This is a genomic window from Paraburkholderia ribeironis (assembly GCF_900019265.1).
GTDB lineage: Bacteria > Pseudomonadota > Gammaproteobacteria > Burkholderiales > Burkholderiaceae > Paraburkholderia > Paraburkholderia ribeironis.
In genome coordinates, this window is sequence record NZ_CYGX02000009.1 from 91,530 (window position 1) to 113,116 (window position 21,587).

Consider the following 21,587-nt stretch of genomic DNA (forward strand, 5'->3'; position numbering starts at 1 on the left):
AATGGCGCAGCCAATCAGTCAGTTCTTTTCACGGTTGGGCCTTCCTCTTCGCAACGTTCGCTGGTCCTGGGGCGCAGGAAACGGAAGCACAATCTTGTTGCGAACATGGGCCGACGACTACTCCAGCAAAACTCGCAAGGTGCTAGTCCTTCGCGAACCCGCCGCTCGCGATGAGTCTGAGTCTTTCGGCCTAGACGAACGCATTGTTCATTTGCGCACCCTCTGGGATGGCGATGTGGCCGGCTACACCGTCATCGCAACCGCGACCGACAAAGACGCTCGGCCGCGACATATCGCAGACTATCGAGACGATGCGGTGTTTGCAATTCGCCGCCTCGAGATGATTAGCGATGGGTCTATAGCGGCGGCACTAGACGAGCTTGTGCCCGTCACCAGGCTAACTGCGCATGCGCAATCTTATCGAACTCAGCCTGCGGAAGGTCCCTTCCCCATCGATGATTCCCAACGGTCCGGGCTATCCACGAATACATACCTGCAAAAGATACCAGCCGTGCGCGCGTGGCTTGAGGAAATAAGCCGCAGCAGAGGAACAGTGACATATTCCGAAGTCATGAACCGCTTCGGATTGACGTTCTATCCACTGCGCAACGCTATGAGCAAGCTAGGTCACGAATGTATAGATTCCGGCGTTCCCGTCATCACTTCGCTCATCGTTAACGAGACCGGGCGCTGCTCAGACGGACTATTCGCTGAGTTTGGCATCGACGATGACGAGAAGGAGCGGCAACGTTGCTATACCTACTGGACAGGGGAAACGACTCCTCCGATTCCAGCAGGGGCGTCTGATACTGCACGACCGTTAGCTTCCGACGAGGACCTCGCTATTCGCGCAGCCCGTTTTGCAAGGGTCCCAGTGCGCCCAGAACAAAGGACCTTTCGCGAATCGGTGTTTTACGCATATGCAGGACGTTGCGCTATTAGCGGCTGCTCCGTTCCGGAGGCCCTCGAGGCCGCGCATTTAGCCGGCAGAGACTGGCGACAGGGTCATAACAGTGCTTCCGACGGCATCTTGCTTCGCCGCGACCTGCACGCGCTTTACGACCGAGGACTTCTGCGTATAAGCGACGACGGCAAAGTGGAACTGGATACGGATTTATTCGCTCACTACGGCTCGTTCGACGGCGTTACGATAGTGAATTGGCGAGATAAAAGCGTCTGAATCAATTCAGATATCTATCCAGCGAAAAGCTGCAGCTCTCTCAGAATAGTGGTCGCATATTCTGACGTCCCATCAGAGCGGCTTGCGGAGGGGAACACTAGCAGTTGTGCGCGATACTAGAGTGCTTCTTGAGAATTGGTGCGCCCCATTTGGAGTCGACGTTTCCACTCTGGGATGAGTAACCGATGTACGAGCATCGACAGACATTCAACGCAATGGCTGCCTGTCATTGCGCCTCGCCTCCTTACCCTCCGCAGGAAACCAAATATTGTTTCCGCGAACCAATTCCTCACCCGCCAGAAACGACATCAAATTATGTAGAAAGTAGCCTGGTGCCATACGCCTGAGGGTGTAATGGTGCCAATGGTTGTAATCGGCTAATCTGTCGTCGGGGTTACGATTCCAATATTTGATGAATGTGTCGGGGCCGATTGAAACGTGATTGACGACGCGGTTGTGGTCGCGGCGAGCGACGGAGGCGATATGCCGCAACAGTGTGCTGCTGCTCCCCCCGTCCTCTTCGTACGCAAATATCCCGCTAAATAACGGAGTACCTCTCTCGTACTGGTGGATTAGGTCGCAGATATCCGCCAGCTTTCTCGCAGCGTTCCGAAAAGTAGTCGCGTTCAGACTTGACTTTACCTCGATAACGGCAGCGCAGGCAGATGGTTGGACAAAGACTAGGTCGCCACCCTTGTACAAGACCGGAACCAACGTATCGTAAATCAACACATCAATCTGCGAAGATGCGGCCTCTTCGGTAATAACAAAGCCAGACGCCACTGCATAGCGGCTGGGGACAGTCCTTGAAATCATCGCGCGCAGCACCGCTTCTTTCCATGCTCCGTCAGACGGAAGGTGGTCTAGCCCAATGAAATGTCGCACGCGATTCTTCTGAGCCATGAACTCCGCAGTAATCGATTTTAGGTATCCGTTGATGTCGATTGGCATTTGGTGGGCCTCCTTCTCAGGGCAATGAGCAGATATGCGTGTGCCCAACACAAGAAGTCGGGCGATTTCTTGGAAATAGCGCTTTTTGGCACGATTGGACATGCTTCGCTCAGCGGTCCAAAGGCCTCGTCGTGCGGTCACCCAGAAGCTAAGCCCCCATCCGACGAACCTCCACGGCCAACGCTATCGACGCTGGTGTGGCGTGACATAGGACACAGGTGTGCACCGCGTTCGCTATGCCACTTGCCAGCTCACCGCAAAAATTCTCTGACGCTCCCATAACTTCAAGGAGGCTATGCCCCAGGACTCGAAGAGGAACCAGAACGAGCTCGTAGCGCCTCATAGAGTTGGGCTGGCCCCAACAAAATGTCCTTCAGGCCGTCCCGCACGCGCTCTGAATCGAGCGCCTGTCTGCTCATGGTCGTATGAGCGTCGAACGCATCAATGATGGCGTGTATCAGCGCGTCCTTCAGGTCAGGTGAGCTGGCGAACTGTTCCTTGCTGTTGCTCGCAGCCTGTTGGACGAGTAGCTCGTTTTCGAGCAGCTTACCCTTGAGCACGCCGTTCACGTACACAAGCTGGTCGTCGTTGGTCAGCTCTCCCTCGAAAAGGCCGTTGACCTTCTGGATGATTTCGTCGAGCAGCGCCTTTTCTTTCTCCTGAACTGCACCACTGCCGACGGCATCCATCGGAGGCAACTTAGGTGCCTCACCGTGACTCAGATTCAGATTCTGGCGACCCGTGTTTTTCAGACTATGGTGCGTCAGCGTGACCTTTGACAGGTCTACGGAGTCGCGCTCGCGACCGAACTCCAGCAGCGGGATGAGCCGCTTGTAGAACAGGAAGCGCTTTTCGATGTCCGTGTTGCCGTAGTCAAAAATCTGCGAGAGGAACGCGTAGAGACGTACAAACGCACCCATGTCATTTTTAAACAGCACCAGCGCGTCGAGCGTGTCTTTGGCTGCTTGGGCGGCCTTCCCGTCCTGCTGTGCCTCTGCCGCAACATTGTCCAGTTGTGCCGCCTTGTAGCGCTTGAGCAGCCGGTCGGCTACCGGTGCGATAGCAGCTTGCAGTTGAGCCTGGGTACCTTTCGGGTCCAGTTCGACCTTGGCCACCCGGTCAACCTCAAAATCGTCGTAATAGCCACCGGAATCGAGTTTTGCGCGCAGGTCATAGACATGATGCGGGTCGGTCGTGGCTTCGAGTTCTGCGGTCTCATAATAGGTCTTGAATGCCTTGAGGATTTCATCCGCGTCGTTTACGAAGTCCAGGATGTATGTGTCGTCCTTGCCCGGATGTGCACGGTTCAGGCGAGAGAGCGTTTGCACAGCCTGGATGCCGCCAAGCATCTTGTCGACGTACATGCCGCAGAGCAGCGGCTGGTCGAAGCCGGTCTGGAATTTGTTGGCGACAAGCAGCAGGTGATACTCACGTTCGGCGAAGGCATCGCGAATATCGCGTCCTTTGAGCGCGGGGTTCAGCTCCTTGCTTGTTTCGGTCACCGGCACCGGGTAGCTCTCGGGGTCGTCGATTTCGCCAGAGAACGCCACGAGCACGCCGAGCGGATAACCCCGGTTCTCGATGTACGCACGAATGGCCTTCTGCCAGCGCACTGCTTCCTTGCGGCTGCCGACGACCACCATCGCCTTCGCCTTCCCATCGAGCAGTGGCTGCACGTTCTCGCGGTAATGTTCGACAACAATCTGCACCTTCTGCGCAATGTTGTACGGATGCAGCCGGACCCACTGCATGATGCCCTTCATCGCGGCGCTGCGCTCGACCTCCTTCTCGTCATATTCCTGCCCGTCGTGCGCGAGTCTGAAAGCCAGCTTGTAGGTCGTATAGTTCTTCAGGACGTCGAGAATGAACCCTTCCTCGATGGCCTGTCGCATCGAATAGACATGGAAGGGTTGCGGCAATCCATCCGGACCCGGCCGGCCGAACAGTTCGAGCGTTTTCTGCTTGGGCGTGGCCGTAAAGGCGACGTAAGTCAGTCCCTTGCCGCCGGCGCGCGCTTCCATCTGGGCGGCCAGCAAAGCCTCAGTGTCGATTTCGCCGCCATCCTGGAAGGCGGCCCATTCTTCGGCTGACAGCAGTTGCTTGAGCTTCGCCGCCGCTTCGCCGGTCTGCGAACCATGGGCCTCGTCGGCAATGACCGCAAACTGCTTGCCTTCGGTCGCCGCGAGTTCCTGCACGGCCTGCAATGCAAAGGGGAACGTCTGGATGGTGCAGACGATGATTTTCTTGCCACCCTTGAGCGCTTGGCTCAACTGCGCACTCTTGCTTCCGTGCTCATTGGTAATGGTGGCTACAACGCCAGTCGTGCGCTCGAAATCAAAGATGGCCTCCTGCAGCTGGGCGGCGAGCACGGTGCGGTCCGACACCACAAGCACGCTATCGAACATCTTCTTGTGTTCGGCGTCGTGCAGGTCCGCGAGGAAGTGCGCGGTCCAGGCAATTGAATTCGTCTTACCCGAGCCAGCGGAATGCTGAATCAGGTATCGCTGGCCAGGTCCCTGAGCGAGGACGTCCGCGACGACCTTTCGGGTCGCATCGAGCTGTTGAAAACGCGGAAAAATCACGGTCTTCAGCTGCTGCTTTTCGTTCCGCTTGCCGATGAGATAGCGGTGCAGAATGTCGAGCCAGCTGTCACGTGACCAGACGTCCTCCCATAGGTAAGCCGTCGCGAAGCCGTCTGGATTCGGCGCGTTGCCTGCCGCGCCGTGGTTGCCTCTGTTGAACGGCAGGAACCTGCTGGACGGACCTGCGAGCCGCGTGCACATCTTGACCTCGGTCTGGCTCACTGCGAAGTGCACCAGCGCACCGCCTGGGAAGCCAAGGAGCGGCTCAAGCTGTCCACCCTTCGGTTGGGGGTTCCGGTCGAATCGGTACTGGTCAACTGCATCCTCAACTTTCTGGGTGAAGTCAGACTTTAGCTCGGCGGTTGCAACCGGTATGCCGTTGACGAACAACACGAGGTCCACCGCGTCCTGCGGGTGATTCGGCGAATGGCGAACCTGGCGCACGACGCGCAACCGGTTGGATGTGTAGCGCTGCTGGATGACAGGGTTGATGGCCAGCGCGGGCTTGAACTGCACCAGCGAGAGCGTCTCCTTGAGACCAAGCATTTCGACGCCCCGGCGAAGCACATCCAGAGTACCGCGTTCGTTGAGGCTCTTACGCATCCGTTCGGCAAGACGCTCGGAGAGCGCTGGGCCATGCGTCTTCGTCAGGCGCTGCCAGGCGTCAGGCTGCGTTGTCTCTACCCAGGCGAGCAGGTCAGGCAAAAAGAGCGCGCTGACGCGGTCGTAATTGGCGGCGTCGCCGTCAGCATGAAGCCATCCATTAGCGGCAAGGGACTGGCAGATTGCGGCTTCGAAGTGATGTTCCTGGTGCAGGTTGCTCATGGATGCCCCCTATGCGTTCGATTTTTGCTTTTTTGAGATAGTCGGCACAGGCCTGTAGGCCGGTTAGCTCTCGTCGTAACTTCGTTCGAGAAGCGGCCTGGCGCGTTCCAGGTCGGCCTGCCCGCGCAATGTCAGTTCGACGTCGCCGGTGCCCCAATGCCCGACCTGCCTGACGTCACGGCTAAACCCTTCTTCCGGCTCGACGGAGGCAGGGTCAAGCTTGAGCGTCACGAGGAGCCTGTTCGGATAGACGATGACGCACGCGAAGTTCTTCAGACGCCGGAAGGCCGTGTAGAGCTTCAGGCGCTTTTCCTGTACGTCGTCGCCCAACGCAGTCAGGGCGCTTGCGAGTTGTCCGTACAAGTCACGAATCTCGGCGGACGCAATGGCAAGCTGTTCGTCCACTGATTTGTCTTTGCCCGCCGCCTTCGGCTTTTCAGGCTCAGCGACTAGGGCGGGCTGCGCAGGCTTGACTGCGGTGACATCCGGAACGCTTTGCGCGTTGACGAGTTCGAGCAATAAGAGGTCATCGCCGAACAACTTGTAGCGAATCAAGTCGATATTACGTGGAATCTGCCGTACCGCATGCTGGTCATAGCGCGTGAAATCAGCAGCAATGCACAGCAGGCGCGTGCCGGTCCACTCGATTTGGTCTGCCACTTCCTTCCCGAGCTTTTCCATCACCAGCCAGCGGAACTCCGCCTGATGGTCCAGCAGCCAGTCCAAATAGAAGAGCCCCTGGTTGATGACGTTCTCGTTGCTGTGGCGCTTGTACTCGATGATGACCGGGCAGCCGTTTTCGTCGAGAGCCAGCGAGTCGATTCGGCCCTTATGTGTCTTGCCGGTTACGTACTCGCTGGCCAGGAATCGAGCGCCGAGAAAGGTTGGCATGTTCGCTTCGACGAGGCCTTGTAGCTGCTTTTCGAGTTTCGCGGCCTGGCTCGGCAGCTCGTTTGCGGAACCGTTCGACAGGCGGAACAACTGAACGTCGCTCATGCGGCCAGCTCCTCGGACGCGGCATTGCGGACGTCGACTTTGCCGGTGACGGCGGCGGCAATTAGAGCAGCGCGGCGCTCCGTGAGCAATTTGATAGCGCGTTCGGCCTGGTACTTGAGGGCGTCTAGTTTTGCGGTTTCCGAAAGAATAAAGTCGACGATTTTCGCTTGCTCAACAAGCGGTGGTACCGGCAAGTCTACAAACTTAACTTCGCCGCAGTTCAAATGAGGATGCATTGCACCCGTTTGAATGGAAGCCAACGTTTCTCTCCCGTACGTTGACTGTAGAGTCGCGCATAAAAATGCTCCACTTAATACGGTAGGGTCGGGAGAGAGAATAATTAAGGCGTGGCAATTGAATCCGGCTTCCTGACTAGACACGAGCCCAACATCTCCTGTACCGGCCCCAGTCTGTACAATTAACACATCGCCGTCCTCTAATATTGACTTCGCGCGACCTTGACTCCATTCCCGCGTAACAAAATAGTCGTTCCCAAAGTTGATTCGCCCGTTCTTGATATGCGTGGCTTGGATGTATGGAACGCCTTCGTCAACGAGTATGTCGCGAGTCGGCCCGACATAGCCATTGGTTATTTTCGTAGTGCACTTCGCTATCGTCCGAACATCCCAATGGCTTGGTATTTTTTGCAGCCATTTCGTGCCAGACTCCTTCATCGGTGCCCCTGCACTCAGTCCGCGCGTTACTGCATACGAGATGGTCGCCTGGCGCTTTTCCGCCAGCAAGATGAGGAGCTTTTCCTGCTCGGAAATCAGCGCATCGATTTTGCCGGTCTCGCGGTTTAGAAAGGCGGCAACCGCCGCTTGTTCATCAAACGGCGGAAGGGGCACTTTGAACGCGCCGAGTTCGTCCGCAGACAACTCCAGGAAGGTCGTGCCCTTTCCTCGGAGGTTGAGGGCCTTAGTGGACGCCAGAAGGCAGTAGGCATAGAAAAGCTCGTCGATACCTGCCTTTGGTACGAGTGACTTGCAGCCCTGATTCGTGCACAGCTCTGTCTTTGCAATGGCAAGGGAACCAATCGGTGCTCGTGTCGATAAAACAATGCTTCCCTCGGGTACTAACGTGGTGCCGCAAGAATTGAGCCCCGCGTAAGTAATCTTGCGAGCAGAATCGTTAATATAGAGGGTCGACAGCTTGCTCAGGTCTGCAGGGCTAACCCAAACTATTTCCCCATCCCAGAAGCTCGTCTCGTCTGATTTTGGCGTTGAGCCGCCGTAAATCATGAAGCAGCATTTTAGCGGGGCGATAGACCAATTCGCTGGCACCTTCTCCAACCAATCTACGCCACTGTCTTTGTATTCCGGGTAGCTAGGCAAGCTCATTCCGCCAACTCCTCAAGCATCTTCATGATGTTGACCGACACTGCTTTCAGCTCCTCGTCAATCGTGTGCAGGTCGCGCGGCGGCTCGAACACATAGAAGTGCCGGTTGAACGGAATCTCGTAGCCAACCTTGCTCTTCTCTTCATCAATCCAAGCATCCGGCGCGTGCGGCTGCACCTCCCGCGCGAAATACGCTCCGATGTCCGCCGAAAGCGGGACGTTCTCGGTGTCGCGCAGCGCGCTGTCCGCCTGCGGCTTGCCTTTTTGCTTGCCCTTGACGCCCAGCACAATGTTGCCTTGTTCATCGCGCAGCGGGCGCTCCACCGTAATCGTCGTATAGCCAAAGTCCTGGTTCCGGAAAATCCGGGAAATCGGGACCGACTTCACCGTGCCGCCCGCAGGCAAGTCAGGTGCATTGCTGCCCGCCGGCACAACCCAGCGCCCGACCTCGGCACCTTTAGCATCCAACACAGTTGCCAGTTCTGCTTCGACAAAGTCCCCGAATAGCCGGGTAACCGTCGCGATTTGCTCGTCCGACATCTCCCGGCGTTTGCTGCCCAGACTCTTGCGCATCTTCTGCCAAAAGCTCGACGCGTCGATGAGCTGGACGAACCCTTTGCGCGCCACGGGCTTCCTGTTCGACAGAATCCACACGTATGTCGAAATACCGGTGTTGTAGAACATATCAGTTGGCAAGCCGACAATGGCTTCGACCAGGTCGTTCTCTAGCGCGTAGCGCCGGATTTCGCTTTCGCCGCTGCCTGCGCCACCCGTGAAAAGCGGCGAGCCGTTCAGCACGATTCCGAATCGGCTGCCGCCGTCCTGCGCCGGGCGCATCTTGCTGATGAGGTGCAGTAGGAACAACATCGAGCCATCCGAGACGCGCGGCAAGCCGGGACCGAAGCGGCCTGCGAAGCCTCTCTGTTCATGCTCGGTGCGCACTGCTTTTTCAACCTTCTTCCATTCGACGCCAAACGGCGGATTGGAGAGCATGTAGTCGAACTTGCGACCGGCATGGCCGTCGTCAGACAGCGTGTTGCCCGCGACGATGTTCGCGACATCTTGGCCCTTGATGAGCATGTCCGCCTTACAGATGGCGTACGACTCGTCGTTCAGCTCTTGGCCGAACATGGTCAGCCGTGCCGCTGGGTTGTGCTCACGCAGGTATTCGTCGGAAACCGAAAGCATGCCTCCCGTGCCGGCCGTAGGGTCGTAAATGGTTCGCACGACAGCGTTGCCTGCTGTGAGTACGTCGCTGTCCTCGATAAACAGCAGGTTCACCATTAAGCGGATGACTTCACGCGGGGTGAAGTGCTCCCCAGCAGTTTCGTTCGAGATTTCGGCAAACTTCCGGATGAGCTCTTCGAACACGAGACCCATCTGGGTGTTGTCGACCACATCCGGATGCAGGTCAATATTCGCGAACTTCTCCGTCACCAGATAGAGAAGGTTGGCCTTGGCGAGCCGTTCGACCTGCGTGTAGAAGTCGAAGCGTTCAAAAATATCGCGCGCTGCTGGCGAGAACGCCTGAACGTACGAGTACAGGTTTTGGCGAATATTGTCCTGGTCGCCCAGCAGCCTGACGAGGTCAAGCGACGATGTGTTGTAGAACCTCGCGCTGCCGGCGACGCGCAACAGGAAGGGCTCTGGATTGAGTCCCATCTTTGTCTTTGCGTCGAATTCCGCAAGCACGGCCGGCTTCGTGGATTCGAGCACGCAATCCAAGCGTCGCAGCACTGTGAAGGGCAGAATCACGCGCCCGTACTCGGATTGTTTGTAATCACCGCGCAATAGGTCCGCTACGGACCAGATAAATGACGATAGTGCCTGGTGGTTCATTCTATTTTGGCTTTGCCTATATGCTCGTTATTGGAGCAACCGGGTGCAGGGGGTACCGCTGCCATGTGCCGTCGGCAGCGGTGGACGTAGCGTTGATTTTACCTCCGCCTCGCCGTTGATTCCTGACGGAGGAAACATTCGCACCGGGGCTGGGGCAGACTGAAATGGAGTGCGGAGGCAGGGTTGTAGTCAAGCGTACCGCTTGCCCTGCTTCATCGCAACTGCGTTGATAAGTGTCGGCTGGCGACCGTGGGCAAGTCTAAATCAGCGTTGCCCACGCTTCATCGTCGTCGCAGAGAATCACAGACAGCAGCGATGGTCAAATCAGCCTCTACGGTTGCCTGGTCTGACTCATAGTCTTCACTGGTCAGCGTTTGCCGAATTCGAGGAGGAGGTCGCAGAGCTTGTCCAACGACGCAGACTTGCCCCCATTGTCGACAGCTAAAGCGAGCTTTGCCCCAATGAGCAATGGATTTTTGTGAAGGCCTTTGGCGTTTCCATAGGATGCGTGAGCCTCGTTCCTCGCTTTCTCGTAGGCCTTTGCGCCCATGCCCTCTAATAGCTCCGCGTCGACAGTATCTCCGAGGTTTGTGCGCCAGATTGCGTAGTTGCTGGCCCAAACAGTGGCTGCCGGTATCGGCGTCTTGTCGTCGCCGCCCACTAGTTTCAGCAGGGCTGTGTTATCTCTCACATGATGGTGCTTGTACTCCTCTTTGCAGTCCGCGTCGCCGTCGAAGACGATAAAGACCGGGATTTCTAGTTGCTGGGCGATGATTGCCGGACGCAGGATGTTGCTCTTGCTATCGACGTGAACAATGTGGCATCCGGCCTTACGAAACTCGGGCATGCGGTTCGTGAGTGTCAACCACGAGTTGATGTACGCGACGTCTTCGATACCCTCCACCAGGATTACCCGCTGGGCGAAGAATATTTCGGTCAGTGTCGGCTGCAATATCGGTGCGATACGCGCAAGCGACCCCCGTGGGTCGAGCGGTTTTTCGCCGGTCAGCTCCGCGTACCTCTCACCAATCTTGGCTGGTAGCGGCTGGGTGGTGTAAGAAGCCTTCGTGTCCGAATCGCGTCGCACCATCCGAACGCTTTCGAACGAGTTGCCCGAGACGAACAAGGGACTATGGGTCGTTACCAGAACCTGTGAACCGCCCTCAGCCAATGCATTCAGAACGCCTGCGAGATGACGAGCCTGTGGTGGGTGTTGGTATAGTTCCGGTTCCTCGCAGCCAAGTATGAGTCGAGGCTCGGTCGTCTCTCCCTGATTTGCCAGCTCCTGCAGCAGGGCTAACAGAAAGGAGCGTTGGAAACCGTGACCGAAGCGAACGAGGTCTCCTTCAAAAGTCCCCTCGCCGGCAATTATCTTTGCGAACGGCTCCTCAACCCTGACCGACTTGTCCGGGTCTTGTTGCCAACTCACGCGCAGGCTGGTGTCAGGATGCGCCCACTGCATCAAACGCTTCTGTAGCGAGTCAGATATATCTGCCAGCGCGCCCTGACTTTCGTCGAGAAGCTGCTGATATTCATCTCGCGCACGCTGCGCCATTTCCGTCAGACGCTCAACGAAATTCACCTTGGAACGGACAGTTCGGGCGACCAATTTGCCGAGCGCTGTCGCCTTCCCTTCAGATTGCTCAGCGGTAGCATCTTTGACTGCAGGAATATAGACCCATTGGAGGTACTTCTGAAGTCGGTTCGCGCCTTTACTGACGCCGTAGAACTGGTCTTCGCTGGGAATCAGAATACAGTCACCGGGCCGGTCTGCCTCGTAGGACTTGAGGGCATCTGCCATCGCAGCCTGACTTGCGGCTTTCGGAAGCTCGAACTGGGTCTGTAGAGTTCCGTATATCTGCTTCAGTTCATCGGCCTTGGCCTTGTCGCCCATCCGCTCGAAAAAGTGCATGAACTCCGCCATCCCGAGGCGCTGGCCGAATTGCCGAACCTCAGCCCTTCCTGTCGCGGCATTGAACGTTGCTCTCGCGGTCACAGTCAGCCGGTCCATTCGGAAGTAGGCTTTGAATTCCTCCTTTGCTTCGGCGTCAAGGTCGTAAAACGTGACTGTGATTTCGATAGGCTGAGATGTGTCCTTTCGGTGAAAGTCTTCGGCCGACAAAAGAGCTACGTCGGTAGATGCACCATCAGTCTCACGAAAGAAGACATTCAGTGCGAACAGAAATGTGGATTTCCCCGCGCCGTTCGGTCCGACAAAGCAGTTGTAATGGTTAAGGAAAACCTCCGCGTCCTTGATGGACCTAAGGTTTTTAATGCGGATTGATTCGATGCGCATATTCGCCCCCGAGTGTGCTTAACTTTTGTGTGGAATTTAAACACAAGAGGCGCTATTCGGTACCACATTTGGTCTGACGCGACCAACTATGTGGCCTCATTGCTCGAACCCTGCCGGATTATCGCTAGGCGTGTCTGCGGGCCACCCGCATCTGTTTAGCCCTTCCCCATCTGAGGGACAAATGGGGTAACGTTCTGAAGCCCGTCATCGGACAGAAAGACCTTCTTGCCCCGCCCTCACAGAAGGGCGGCCGCACTCCTCATGAGACGAGCTCGCCGCTTTGGGATGCATGCGCGCAGTTAAGCAGATGGTCGCGCGCCTTCCCAAGCGCGCGGCCCAGAAGCGCTCGAAGCGGCTTTTGGTCTATTGGTCATGGGTTCCACGAGGGATTCGACAAAGCCACCTCACACGCATAGTCGGGGTCACTTTCGCTCAAGCCAATCTCCCGCAGGACCAACCTATGGAAACGCGCGCTGAATGGGATAGATGCTGGCGGATACGTTGTTGCGCCGCCCCGGGCCCTTAGTGGTACGGGAGGCGAGGCGATATTTATGTCGATAAGGTTTTGTCCGGCATCTTGACAAGCGATTTTCAAGGAGGAGTGCCGTCGAGTTGCCCCTTTCTTCCAACTGCCGTTCAGGTCGTTGAGGCTATGATATGTGCGGAACTTACGAAAAACTTGATGAAAGCTCGTTCCGTCAACAGAGTGCAAGACGTACACTTCATGTCCACAAGAAGCCGTCGCGTTCGTGATGCGCCATGGCACCAATGGCCAACTCCTCCAAAACGAAAAACAAATGCTCTTCCTGATTCTGATTCTTGTCGCGTTGGTGATTTTCTACTTTTACGCCAAGTCCTGGAGCGCCCGTAACGCGCAGAACTTCGAGCTCATCCACGACGCAGCCAATGAATCCCTTGCAACAGACGAGCCCGTGACCGTCGCGACGGGGACAACGGCTGCCGCTTCGAAGTTTTTTGAAGTCTACGGCACCACGGAAAAGAAGTTCGAGTCGATGCTCACGCCTGTCGTGTTGTACGCAGGCTATGTGCGTTTAGGCGGTGAGGAAGTCGTGGCCGTTGCGGTCAGAAACAACGGCGGCATCACGGTAATGACTCATCCTCTACCGTATTCCTTTGGCCAAGACATGCTCTCGCTGATTGGCAAGTCGCAGTACATCAAGGACATCATGCAAAAGTACAAGGCCGCTTCGGGCCGCGTATAAAACGCTAAAACGATAGGGTCACCAGCCTGCTACGAAGGGCATCGTGGCTGCCGTACTTATCTATGCGAGCGGGAAGTAGTCCAATCGTCGATGAGCCGCCGCACATAAGCACGCGAAACGAAAAGCATTGAAGCAGCCACTTCGAGCGAAAGCTCTTCGGAGTTGTCCGGCCCTGCAACCGGCAATTAGGAATCAACTCAGCAGTCACGTCGTGCCATGGGTCACCGTCACCGACAATATCCGCGACACGATTGAACACGTACTTGCTGTCGCTGCTCCAGCCACTGAGAAGTATCGGGCAATAGACGCGGCCGCTGGCGGTGCGCCCTATCCGTGCAGCGACATCGAGCTGGACTATCTCAGTGCTGACACGACCATCACGTGTTTCTCGGCTGTATCCATGCGTTCCGGAGCATTCGGTGTGTGTACAATTGTCCCGCCCGCCTCGCATGTAAGTTAGCGCCATGCAGCCGCCCGCCCCCTGCCTGCACTCAAGATGCGGCGTGCCGTCACCGCGTCGACGTAATGACGAAGAATAGGTCTCGGGGGCGTGCGAAAGCCATTAAAACCGAAACGGATTGTCAGCTATTTCGAAGCCCTCGATACCTTTATCGTACTCTAGCTGAAGCCCATAAGCGAGTAAGACTGCGGCCACATTGTCAACCAATGCTGGAAGAGCCGGGGAATCAGTCACTGCGTCTGCCTGTGTCTTCAAGAGAGAAACAAGCATGTCGCGATTAGCTTTGCATATGGAGGCTGCATTTCGCACAGCGCGCCCGCTTCTGCTCATCATGGCTCGGACTTTCTCCTTGGGAAGCTTCTCGATTCCGGCTTCGACCCGACGCGGGTTTCGGGGGCGCAGATGATAGCCGAACTTATACAACATCTGCACTATCGATTCGACTAGTACCCGTGCGTTCTGGTCGTCGCCTCCGAATGCAGGTGCGTTCAGCTTGCAGACGGCGAGAAGTGCATCTCGATTCGCATCGCAAACCGTTGCAGCCTGCTGCAAAACGAGGCCTGCCTTACTCCGCTGAAGTTCGATTTCTTCCGTGGTTAGTTTTTCGTCGCTCATTTTTAGTTATTCAATCAAGTAGATACTCCGCTCCAAAAGAGCGCTCGGACTCTAACATATGCGCCCGACCAAATGAGCGCCGCCTGGTCGGATTCCTGATTTCGTCTTAAGGTCCAGGCCAGCCCATCGCGAAGGACACGTGTTCTATCAGACACACGAGGCCTTGACTTCCAACTTACACTCTGCGCTGACCGATTTACAGGTCGAACAATAAAGGAGAGAAAATGAAAGCGACCTTCACTATCTCTCCTGGTTTATATGAGTTGTCGCCTGCCATCGTCGCCTCCGTTGGGTTCAGTATAAATAGCGCCTAGCAACTGCCGTACCGCGAATCAGACACGCTTCGATATGTCGGACAACGCTCCGGAAGGTCATTGGGCGTCTCCGGAATTCTCGGGTCGGCTAGGTTTGCCGCAGGCGCGGTCAGCCAGAGGCGGTAGCGTTGAATTGGTGCACGATTGCATTCGGACCGTCGGTGCGGTACTGTATATCCATACAGTATTTTCAAAGCCATGAACAGCGCTCCCGAACCTCTACCGGAATCAATCCACCCGTCCCTGTGGCGGGCGTCGAAGCTGGCGCGCGGACGCCTGTCGACTGTGGATACGGGCTATCCGGCATTGTCTCGAGAGCTTCCAGGTGGAGGATGGCCGGTCGGCGCGCTCACGGAAGTCTTGCCCCAAGCGACGGGGTCGGGGGAGCTACGGGTTCTAGCGCCGGCACTGTCAGCACTCAAGAAGCCCATCGTCCTGGTGGCACCTCCATGTGAGCCGTCCGGCCAAGGTTTCGCGTATTCAGGTATTCCGGTGGCCCAGGTTCTGTTGTTACGGGCGAAGAGCATGAGCGACCAGTTGTGGGCAACGGAACAGTCTTTGAAGGCTGGCACGTGCGGCGCGGTCTTGCTCTGGCAAACCCACGCTCGAACGGACGCACTTCGGCGACTGCTTTTGGCCTCGCGCTCGAGCACATCGCTGTTTTTCGTCTTTCGTCCCCTACAGGAAGCCTGCGATGCATCCCCCGCAGAACTGCGAATCTCGCTCCGCACAGCCGAGCGAGGCGTGCGGGTGGACATAGTGAAACGCAAGGGGCCACGATTTGAAGGCGACCTGACAGTTGAGCTTCGACCCGGAGCAACGCTCTTGAGCCCCCATGGAAGACAGCGCCGTGCGGTCATGCCAGCCAAGAACCGAATTACTGCCGACGCATTCGCCTGAGCCGCAATACATCGACTGAACAATTCACTACTAGGAGTTTTTATCGTGAACGCAACCGACTGGGTTCGCGAGGCCGAGCGTGAAACACAACGGCATGACCGTGCGGTGCGACGGTGAGGAGTGGGCGCTTGATTTCAAACCCGAGCTGCAATTCATAGATGCCACCTTGAAGATGGTCGGAGTCGACATGAGACCTCGCAAACAGTAAGTCAATAGTCGACGCGCCGAAGCTGGCTGACCGAAGGGAGTCCTCAAATTCGCAATGCTTTCGCGTATCCAGAGAATGAAGAGCAGGCTGAGATTGCAGCGCTCATTCGCAGATTCAATTCTGACCAAACTACTAAGCTTGAACAGGAACTGTTCAAGCAGCGCAAACGTCTGGCCGATGCGGAAAGAGCCTTGCAGACTAAGGTTACCAAAGCGGCAACGGAACACCAGCGCATCGCGACTGACAAGATTGCGTGGACCAAAAGCAAGCTTGACGATTTGCAGCGACCCGAACTGCAGCCGCGAGACGCGCGCATATTCCCCGCGAGCTTTGCGCCCGTGATGGTTATGGAAAACGGAAAGCGCGTCGTGAAGCCAATGCGTTACCAGTGCCGCATTGCCGGCAAGCCTGCTTCTTACGATGTCAAATTTCCTGGAACGTATAACGCTCGACGGGATAACCTGGAAGGCTTCTGGAAACCTTGCTTCGGGCACACGCACGGCGTCTTACTCGTCGAAGTGTTTTACGAAAATGTGAGCAAGGCAAAGTTCGAGGGAACATTGCTGGAGACACATGAACGCGATGAGAATGTCGTTCTCGAGTTCCGTCCTAGCAACGGCGAACTGATGCACGTCGCGTGTCTGTGGTCCCGATGGAGTGCGCCGAATGAGCCAGACCTCCTCTCCTTTGCGGCTATCACAGACGAGCCCCCGCCAGAGGTTGCCGCTGCGGGGCACGACCGGTGCATCATTCCCATCAAGCTTGAGAATATCGACGCGTGGCTCAACCCGCAGGCATCGGAGCTTGAGCGCATGTATGCAATACTTGATGACAGGGACCGTCCGTACTACGAGCACCGGCTCGCGGCATAACAAGTCGCGATTTCCTAGAGTCTGAGCGTGGACGTTGAACACAAGCTTGCCGCCCGAACAAACACGTATTCAACAACTGCTCCAGTTCCTGAATCGAGTGCGCCATCCGTAGCTTTGCGCCTGCATGAGCGCGAGCTTCATGTTGACCTTCGACAGTTCGCTAAGTCTTCGCATCGTCCAGCCCTCTCGGTGGTGGAAGGCGCTCCGGTAGCCTCATACGCCGATAGTTCGTAACGCCGTTGACGAGCAAGACGACCCGTTCGGTAGTGTGAGCCACGTCGCGGTAACCATCCGCTTCGCCGCGCTGCTCGAACGGTTCTGGATATCGCACGCTGTATCGCTCACGACCACAGCGCCCCGTCTCATAAGTCCAAACTTGGTCAGGAACGATGACGTCGAGAATCTCATCGGTCTCGCTCAGGTCCGAATAGTCTTCGAGGAAAAGCACAGTGCTGCTCGGGTCAACGTCCCGCAGCAGAGCAAGCAGTTCGCAAACTTTCATGTTCGGCTCCCTTCGCATGTCACTACTCGGACCCGAGCAGTCGAAGCAATGCATCAGTCCCTTCGTCTATAGATGAATCGGCCCACTTCAACGGACATGTGACCGAACGGACCGCACTTGCATCGCCTCGACGGTTACGCCGCTTTTCTATCTTCACCAACCGGACAACGATAGAACAGCCCGCCCGTGCTGAGGAGCACCTATTTGTTGTTTACGTCAAGCTTTTGATGCTCTTGAAGCTCCTCAGCTTCAGGGTCGTAAAGCCCCATACGCTGTGATGTCTCCATCAGAGCAAGGAGCGCCTCTTGTAGCGAGGCACGCATCCTCGCGCGGTACTCCGTCAGAGCGTCAATCGGTATCCATTGGACACCGTCTTCGGCTACTCGACCTGGGAGTTTGTCGTCACTGATGAGTGACCTCACATATGAGCGCGATAGAAGGAGCAAACGTGCAGCGGCTTCGAGCGTCACCTCCTGGCAGTTAGCTGTTACATGCTTGCGCTCGTAACAATCAGGAATCAGCTCGGCCGACACATTCCGCCATGGTTTTCCGTTGCCGAGCCCTTTGGCGAACGAGTTGAACACAAACTCGGCATCGAGGTTATGCCCGCTCGCACCAACGAGCTGGTAGATTTGCCCATTCAATGTCTGCGCGGTACGTGTCGCCCTATCTAAGTGAACGATTTTTGTACTGAGACGGCCGTTAGACGTCTCAAGGCTGTAACCCACGAAATGCCACGAACCGTCAGCGGACTCGCGTATCGACCAATCCTTGAGCCAGACAATTTCAGCACCCTCTCCAGCTAGCTCGAGGTAGATGGACATACTTTCTCTCCTCAACGTCGTTCCGAATAAAGGGCGATTCACAACAACTACAAACCAGTCTTTGCTCTTGCTTTTCGTCGCCGCTCAAACTGTTCGTCTAGAATCGCCCGCCTCAGCGCCCGCCCAATTTCGGCACTCCCCGTTGTCCTCCACTCGACGTAGCGGCGCGGAGTAATCTCAGTCAAGACATGAGCAAGACCGAGGTCAATTGCAAACGATAGCTGCCTTTTCAATCGCCTGTCCGGTTGGCTCTGAGATATCGGGGCGGAGCCTTCGTCAGGATTGGCGGCTTTCCGGTGCGCGTCAGTTCTCGGCGTCATCATCAGGAGCTCTAGTGAAGAAGCGCTGTAGGCGCTCGCGGAATTGCTCGACGACTGCACTGTCGCCCAGTCCTACATCGGTCTGACAGTGGACGAGTCTCTGCCGGTGCGCTTCGAATCCGTCAGCACGGTCGTCTACGGCGAGCCATCTCAGTGGTGTGTTCCGCGAGACGTAGTCCAAAACCTGTTCTCCGCGTGGAAGAAGCGGCCAAACGACGGGATTCAAAGTGCATCCATCAAAGGTCGCACCGACGATGCGGTTCTGTAGACTTGGAGACGGAATTGCGTTGCGCGTCAACTCGGTCCCGAAGACCAACGACCAGTCACTAGACAGGACAATTTCTAAATCAGGATAAGGAGTTAGCAAGTCATCAAGCACAGTGGCATACTCAAAAAGCTTGATGTCAGGCGCGCTGCTCATCACACGGTTTCCAGAACGACGAGCGATACCTCGGTGAAGCACGCCATCGATATCAAGAAAGAGCACATTTCGCATTTCTCTACTTTCCGGAGATTTCGTTATCCAAATTGCTCCGCCAGTCGAGTGCGGAGTAACGTCTGAGTGCTGACGTCACCTAAGCCAGAATTCTCATCGCACCTGACGACGTGAGACAAATGCTCACCGAAACCGACGATTTCGTCGTCAATTGCGAGCCACCTCGTCAGACGATGAGTTAACACGTAGCGCAGAATCTGGGTGCCGCGCGCCTTCGATGCCCACATGTCGGAGTCGAAATACTTCGAATGATATGTTGCACCGACCACGCGCTCACTTAATGCCCCGGGCAACGCATTTTTTGCCCGCTGGTAACCCAAGAGGTATACCCACGACGTCGAAAGAACGATTTCCAAACGGTCGTGCGGGGCAAGGCATTCCACGAGTATCGGAGCAAACTCGAATAGCTGAACGGCCGGGGAGATACTAACGATGCCTCTCCGGGTGCGAACCGCCCCGAAGCGGTGAAGCACTCCGTCGAAATCCAGAAATAAGACCTGGCGATTCCGCTCCGTTTTGCCGATGCTGTCGACCTTTCTGTTCATTGCAGCCGCTGAATGTCAGCCTCCGTCTTGACCCGTATCATTCGGGTCACGCTCGGCATCGCTGGCGCTTGCCACACGAGCCGCAATGTTGGCCAATTGATTCAGGCTCAACGGCGCATTTACATCGGCGTAAGTGCTGACGGCCCCTAGATGCTTGCTCTCATCCCAAAGCACACCGTTACCGTCCCCGAAAAAAAGGATGCACATTTCTGTGTCCGGAAGCTCACTGAGTGCTGTTATGCGCCGGACCGCAATGTCTCCATCGACTCTCTTTGAACAGAGATACACAGCGGGCGTATCGCAGTTCGCTGTCGCCAGCAAAGTTAGAACGCTGTCGAGCGTGTGTGCAATAAACGCGTTCTCGTTCTGTGAGGCATCACAGGTCTTTCCGTCGTAGCGAACATAAAAGAAAGCGCCATGGGAGACTCTAACGGGCAATAGACCTCGCTGAGTTAGGGGGGTGGGCTGCTCGGTACCGCCACCTTGTTCCATCACTTAACTCCTATTTTCGCTGTGGGTAAGATGCGAATGAGACCGGGCGACCAGCAAACGCTGCCGCCGTAGCGCTGGGCTCTCTATCTGCAGCAACAGAACTCCCACTCCGGTTGGGACCCGGCTCGCCGGAGGCACCGCAATTTTTCATCAGCGAGCGCGGCCTTTCTAGTGCGCGGAGATAAGTAACCACTCTTAATTCTTTCTCGTCATCAGACTTCATGTGCTTCGGGAAGGCCTCATTCTCCGCGTCGTCGAGGCCCGCACGCCCCGATGTCCAAAAATCGACGCAACCCCGCATCGTGTATTGCACGCATTTTCTCTCGATGCGCCTGTACGGCCACCGTCGGTATCCGTCGTATCTCTCGGCAACCCGTCTTGACGATGCGACTCGGGAGCACGTTGTCTTCGATGAGCTTCCTGACGACTATGCGCGGAACGCCCAGTAGTCGCGCGGTGGCATCAAGCGAGAGCTCTTCGAGCTCCTCCGGCATACTCACTGGTGTCATGTATAGGTGCCTTTCAGAATGACAGTCGCAATCGCTGGCGAGATGGTTCTTTACTGCTGGGTCGCCCAGGGGACAGTTGCAGAAGTGAGCTCCGCGCGTCAGCGAGAGGCTCTCGCTCTTTCGTCCCGCATCGTCACGCTTCCTCTTTGTCCATCGACTGCCTGGCTTCCTAGGAAGCGAACGCGTGGTCGCACGGACATCCACATAGGATTACGAACTTAATGACGAAGTATCCCTGATGCGACATCGGCTCCGCGCTATTGCGCGTTTTCTTCAGAACTCTGACTCAGTTCATAGACTCGTTGAAGATGAGCCGGCTCTCGGTGCGGCACCGATTTGAGTAGCTGCTCTCCATCTTCGGTGCGGATAAGCCATTCGCCGTATGCGGTAGTATGCAGCTCAGTGATTCGAATGCACGTCTGAGGCTGGGATAGGTGAGATTTGAAGGGAAGCATATATATCGAGCTACTTGCGATATCAGGTCCATTTACCAAGCGTGCGACGTTAAGAAGCGAATACGTAGCCAAGCGCCGCCATGTCACAAAGTCTTCCCCTGACTTGACCACTGCAAGCTCGACGAGGAAGACGGTTGTACACTTGAGCTTAACCAGTGGTAGACGACCATCAGCCGATGATGATGGCTGCTCCCACATCGTCACGGCGTCCTCACTACCGAACTCCACTACTTCCATTTTCAATAGCCTCCTGCCAATCGGACGACCCGACAGATGCCTGGATTTCCATTGCTGAACAGCGGAAATCCTATGATTCGTCATGCTAATAATTTCAAAAACGAGCACCCGTGCATTTCACATTGCTCGGCGCTCCCGGGGCTCGGAATGCTCGGAATCACAGCAAAGACACAACATTGCTATCGGCTCCTCGCCGTCCACGCTGAGAAACTGCTCGCCGGTTTCCACCCGGAAAACACATTTTCCGTCATTGCAAAGATGCACTTCGGTAATTCGCTGAAGCGCTGGGGCGTCTTCCCGGTCAGCTATCGGTAGAAGCATGTGTATTTCTGCCGACAGCGCATCGGGGGCCGTAAGCAGGCTTATTATCACGTTCGGGCTGGATGTTACGACGCGCATTTCGTCACCGAGATTGTCCCGCAGGTGAAGCAGGAAGCAGATTCTGGGGGGCATTTGATAAATCTTGGGCAACAACGCCCCCAGGTCATAGATTGCTTCCATTTGTAATCTGACTCCGACCATTGCTCCGCGCCGTGCACGTTCACCGTTGCGGGCCCAGCGAACGGGCTTTGAGATGCGCGCGAAAGAGTGCGACCCAAATACGTCA

Annotated in this window: 16 protein-coding genes and 1 pseudogene; 4 read left to right on the forward strand and 13 right to left on the reverse strand. The window is 56.2% G+C overall.

Features of this window, described 5'->3' with window-relative positions:
- Position 1: 1 nt before the first annotated feature.
- Positions 2–1,180 (forward strand): HNH endonuclease, encoded by a 1,179-nt coding sequence (locus tag BN2475_RS04070; protein WP_094778304.1) that lies wholly within the window; start codon positions 2–4, stop codon positions 1,178–1,180.
- A gap of 207 nt (positions 1,181–1,387) precedes the next feature.
- Here BN2475_RS04070 and BN2475_RS04075 read toward each other — a convergent pair whose 3' ends face one another.
- The 6 genes from BN2475_RS04075 to BN2475_RS04100 all read right to left on the reverse strand — a co-directional run bounded on the left by BN2475_RS04075 (position 1,388) and on the right by BN2475_RS04100 (position 12,008).
- Complete coding sequence (locus BN2475_RS04075) at positions 1,388–2,131, reverse strand: DUF6602 domain-containing protein (RefSeq protein ID WP_143325727.1); 744 nt, start codon at positions 2,129–2,131, stop codon at positions 1,388–1,390.
- Positions 2,132–2,424: 293 nt separating this feature from the next.
- On the reverse strand, positions 2,425–5,538 hold the full coding sequence (locus BN2475_RS04080; RefSeq protein ID WP_094778306.1) for a type I restriction endonuclease subunit R: 3,114 nt from the start codon (positions 5,536–5,538) through the stop codon (positions 2,425–2,427).
- Between the two features lie 63 nt (positions 5,539–5,601).
- The gene (locus BN2475_RS04085; protein ID WP_094778307.1) at positions 5,602–6,534 is read right to left on the reverse strand and encodes a DUF5655 domain-containing protein; all 933 of its coding nucleotides are present in this window, start codon (positions 6,532–6,534) and stop codon (positions 5,602–5,604) included.
- Positions 6,531–7,874 carry a restriction endonuclease subunit S gene (locus BN2475_RS04090; RefSeq protein ID WP_094778308.1) on the reverse strand — a complete coding sequence of 448 codons (1,344 nt, stop codon included), beginning with the start codon at positions 7,872–7,874 and terminating at the stop codon, positions 6,531–6,533. The genes BN2475_RS04085 and BN2475_RS04090 overlap by 4 nt, the downstream gene beginning before the upstream one ends.
- The gene (locus BN2475_RS04095) at positions 7,871–9,712 is read right to left on the reverse strand and encodes a type I restriction-modification system subunit M (RefSeq protein WP_094778309.1); all 1,842 of its coding nucleotides are present in this window, start codon (positions 9,710–9,712) and stop codon (positions 7,871–7,873) included. Before BN2475_RS04095 ends, BN2475_RS04090 begins: the two co-directional genes overlap by 4 nt.
- 367 nt (positions 9,713–10,079) lie before the next feature.
- Entirely contained in the window at positions 10,080–12,008 is a 1,929-nt protein-coding gene (locus tag BN2475_RS04100; protein ID WP_094778310.1) for an ATP-dependent nuclease, read from the reverse strand.
- A gap of 797 nt (positions 12,009–12,805) precedes the next feature.
- Here BN2475_RS04100 and BN2475_RS04105 point away from each other — a divergent pair.
- The gene (locus BN2475_RS04105) at positions 12,806–13,231 is read left to right on the forward strand and encodes a hypothetical protein (RefSeq protein WP_143325728.1); all 426 of its coding nucleotides are present in this window, start codon (positions 12,806–12,808) and stop codon (positions 13,229–13,231) included.
- Between the two features lie 562 nt (positions 13,232–13,793).
- On the opposite strand, the gene BN2475_RS04110 is transcribed toward BN2475_RS04105, so the two are convergent.
- Entirely contained in the window at positions 13,794–14,306 is a 513-nt protein-coding gene (locus BN2475_RS04110) for a hypothetical protein (protein ID WP_094778312.1), read from the reverse strand.
- A 512-nt stretch (positions 14,307–14,818) separates the two neighbouring features.
- Here BN2475_RS04110 and imuA point away from each other — a divergent pair.
- Positions 14,819–15,520, forward strand: coding sequence for a translesion DNA synthesis-associated protein ImuA (gene imuA / locus BN2475_RS04115; protein WP_094778313.1), 702 nt, complete (start codon positions 14,819–14,821; stop codon positions 15,518–15,520).
- A 270-nt stretch (positions 15,521–15,790) separates the two neighbouring features.
- A pseudogene (locus BN2475_RS04120) lies at positions 15,791–16,600 on the forward strand (SOS response-associated peptidase family protein); the annotation flags it as partial.
- Between the two features lie 160 nt (positions 16,601–16,760).
- Here the strand turns inward: BN2475_RS04120 and BN2475_RS04125 are convergent.
- From BN2475_RS04125 to BN2475_RS04155, 6 genes are all read right to left on the reverse strand, one after another.
- Positions 16,761–17,102 (reverse strand): hypothetical protein, encoded by a 342-nt coding sequence (locus BN2475_RS04125; protein ID WP_143325729.1) that lies wholly within the window; start codon positions 17,100–17,102, stop codon positions 16,761–16,763.
- Between the two features lie 200 nt (positions 17,103–17,302).
- A complete protein-coding gene (locus BN2475_RS04130; protein ID WP_094778316.1) occupies positions 17,303–17,926 on the reverse strand; it encodes a hypothetical protein in 624 nt (207 codons plus the stop codon).
- Between the two features lie 303 nt (positions 17,927–18,229).
- Positions 18,230–18,742 carry an HAD domain-containing protein gene (locus tag BN2475_RS04135; protein WP_094778317.1) on the reverse strand — a complete coding sequence of 171 codons (513 nt, stop codon included), beginning with the start codon at positions 18,740–18,742 and terminating at the stop codon, positions 18,230–18,232.
- Between the two features lie 23 nt (positions 18,743–18,765).
- Positions 18,766–19,287: an HAD domain-containing protein gene (locus BN2475_RS04140; protein WP_094778318.1), complete on the reverse strand. Its 522-nt coding sequence runs from the start codon at positions 19,285–19,287 to the stop codon at positions 18,766–18,768.
- Positions 19,288–19,302: 15 nt separating this feature from the next.
- Positions 19,303–19,779: a hypothetical protein gene (locus BN2475_RS04145; protein WP_094778319.1), complete on the reverse strand. Its 477-nt coding sequence runs from the start codon at positions 19,777–19,779 to the stop codon at positions 19,303–19,305.
- A gap of 1,318 nt (positions 19,780–21,097) precedes the next feature.
- Complete coding sequence (locus BN2475_RS04155; RefSeq protein ID WP_143325730.1) at positions 21,098–21,481, reverse strand: hypothetical protein; 384 nt, start codon at positions 21,479–21,481, stop codon at positions 21,098–21,100.
- Positions 21,482–21,587: the final 106 nt, after the last annotated feature.

Coding starts and splice junctions, on each gene's coding strand:
- BN2475_RS04125 (WP_143325729.1), bottom strand. CDS start 17,102: ATGAAAGTTTGCGAACTGCTTGCTCTGCTGCGGGACGTTGACCCGAGC.
- BN2475_RS04070 (WP_094778304.1), top strand. CDS start 2: ATGGCGCAGCCAATCAGTCAGTTCTTTTCACGGTTGGGCCTTCCTCTT.
- BN2475_RS04140 (WP_094778318.1), bottom strand. CDS start 19,287: ATGAACAGAAAGGTCGACAGCATCGGCAAAACGGAGCGGAATCGCCAG.
- BN2475_RS04135 (WP_094778317.1), bottom strand. CDS start 18,742: ATGCGAAATGTGCTCTTTCTTGATATCGATGGCGTGCTTCACCGAGGT.
- BN2475_RS04155 (WP_143325730.1), bottom strand. CDS start 21,481: ATGGAAGCAATCTATGACCTGGGGGCGTTGTTGCCCAAGATTTATCAA.
- BN2475_RS04130 (WP_094778316.1), bottom strand. CDS start 17,926: ATGTCCATCTACCTCGAGCTAGCTGGAGAGGGTGCTGAAATTGTCTGG.
- BN2475_RS04105 (WP_143325728.1), top strand. CDS start 12,806: ATGCTCTTCCTGATTCTGATTCTTGTCGCGTTGGTGATTTTCTACTTT.
- BN2475_RS04100 (WP_094778310.1), bottom strand. CDS start 12,008: ATGCGCATCGAATCAATCCGCATTAAAAACCTTAGGTCCATCAAGGAC.
- imuA (WP_094778313.1), top strand. CDS start 14,819: ATGAACAGCGCTCCCGAACCTCTACCGGAATCAATCCACCCGTCCCTG.
- BN2475_RS04090 (WP_094778308.1), bottom strand. CDS start 7,874: ATGAGCTTGCCTAGCTACCCGGAATACAAAGACAGTGGCGTAGATTGG.
- BN2475_RS04075 (WP_143325727.1), bottom strand. CDS start 2,131: ATGCCAATCGACATCAACGGATACCTAAAATCGATTACTGCGGAGTTC.
- BN2475_RS04080 (WP_094778306.1), bottom strand. CDS start 5,538: ATGAGCAACCTGCACCAGGAACATCACTTCGAAGCCGCAATCTGCCAG.
- BN2475_RS04085 (WP_094778307.1), bottom strand. CDS start 6,534: ATGAGCGACGTTCAGTTGTTCCGCCTGTCGAACGGTTCCGCAAACGAG.
- BN2475_RS04145 (WP_094778319.1), bottom strand. CDS start 19,779: ATGGAACAAGGTGGCGGTACCGAGCAGCCCACCCCCCTAACTCAGCGA.
- BN2475_RS04110 (WP_094778312.1), bottom strand. CDS start 14,306: ATGAGCGACGAAAAACTAACCACGGAAGAAATCGAACTTCAGCGGAGT.
- BN2475_RS04095 (WP_094778309.1), bottom strand. CDS start 9,712: ATGAACCACCAGGCACTATCGTCATTTATCTGGTCCGTAGCGGACCTA.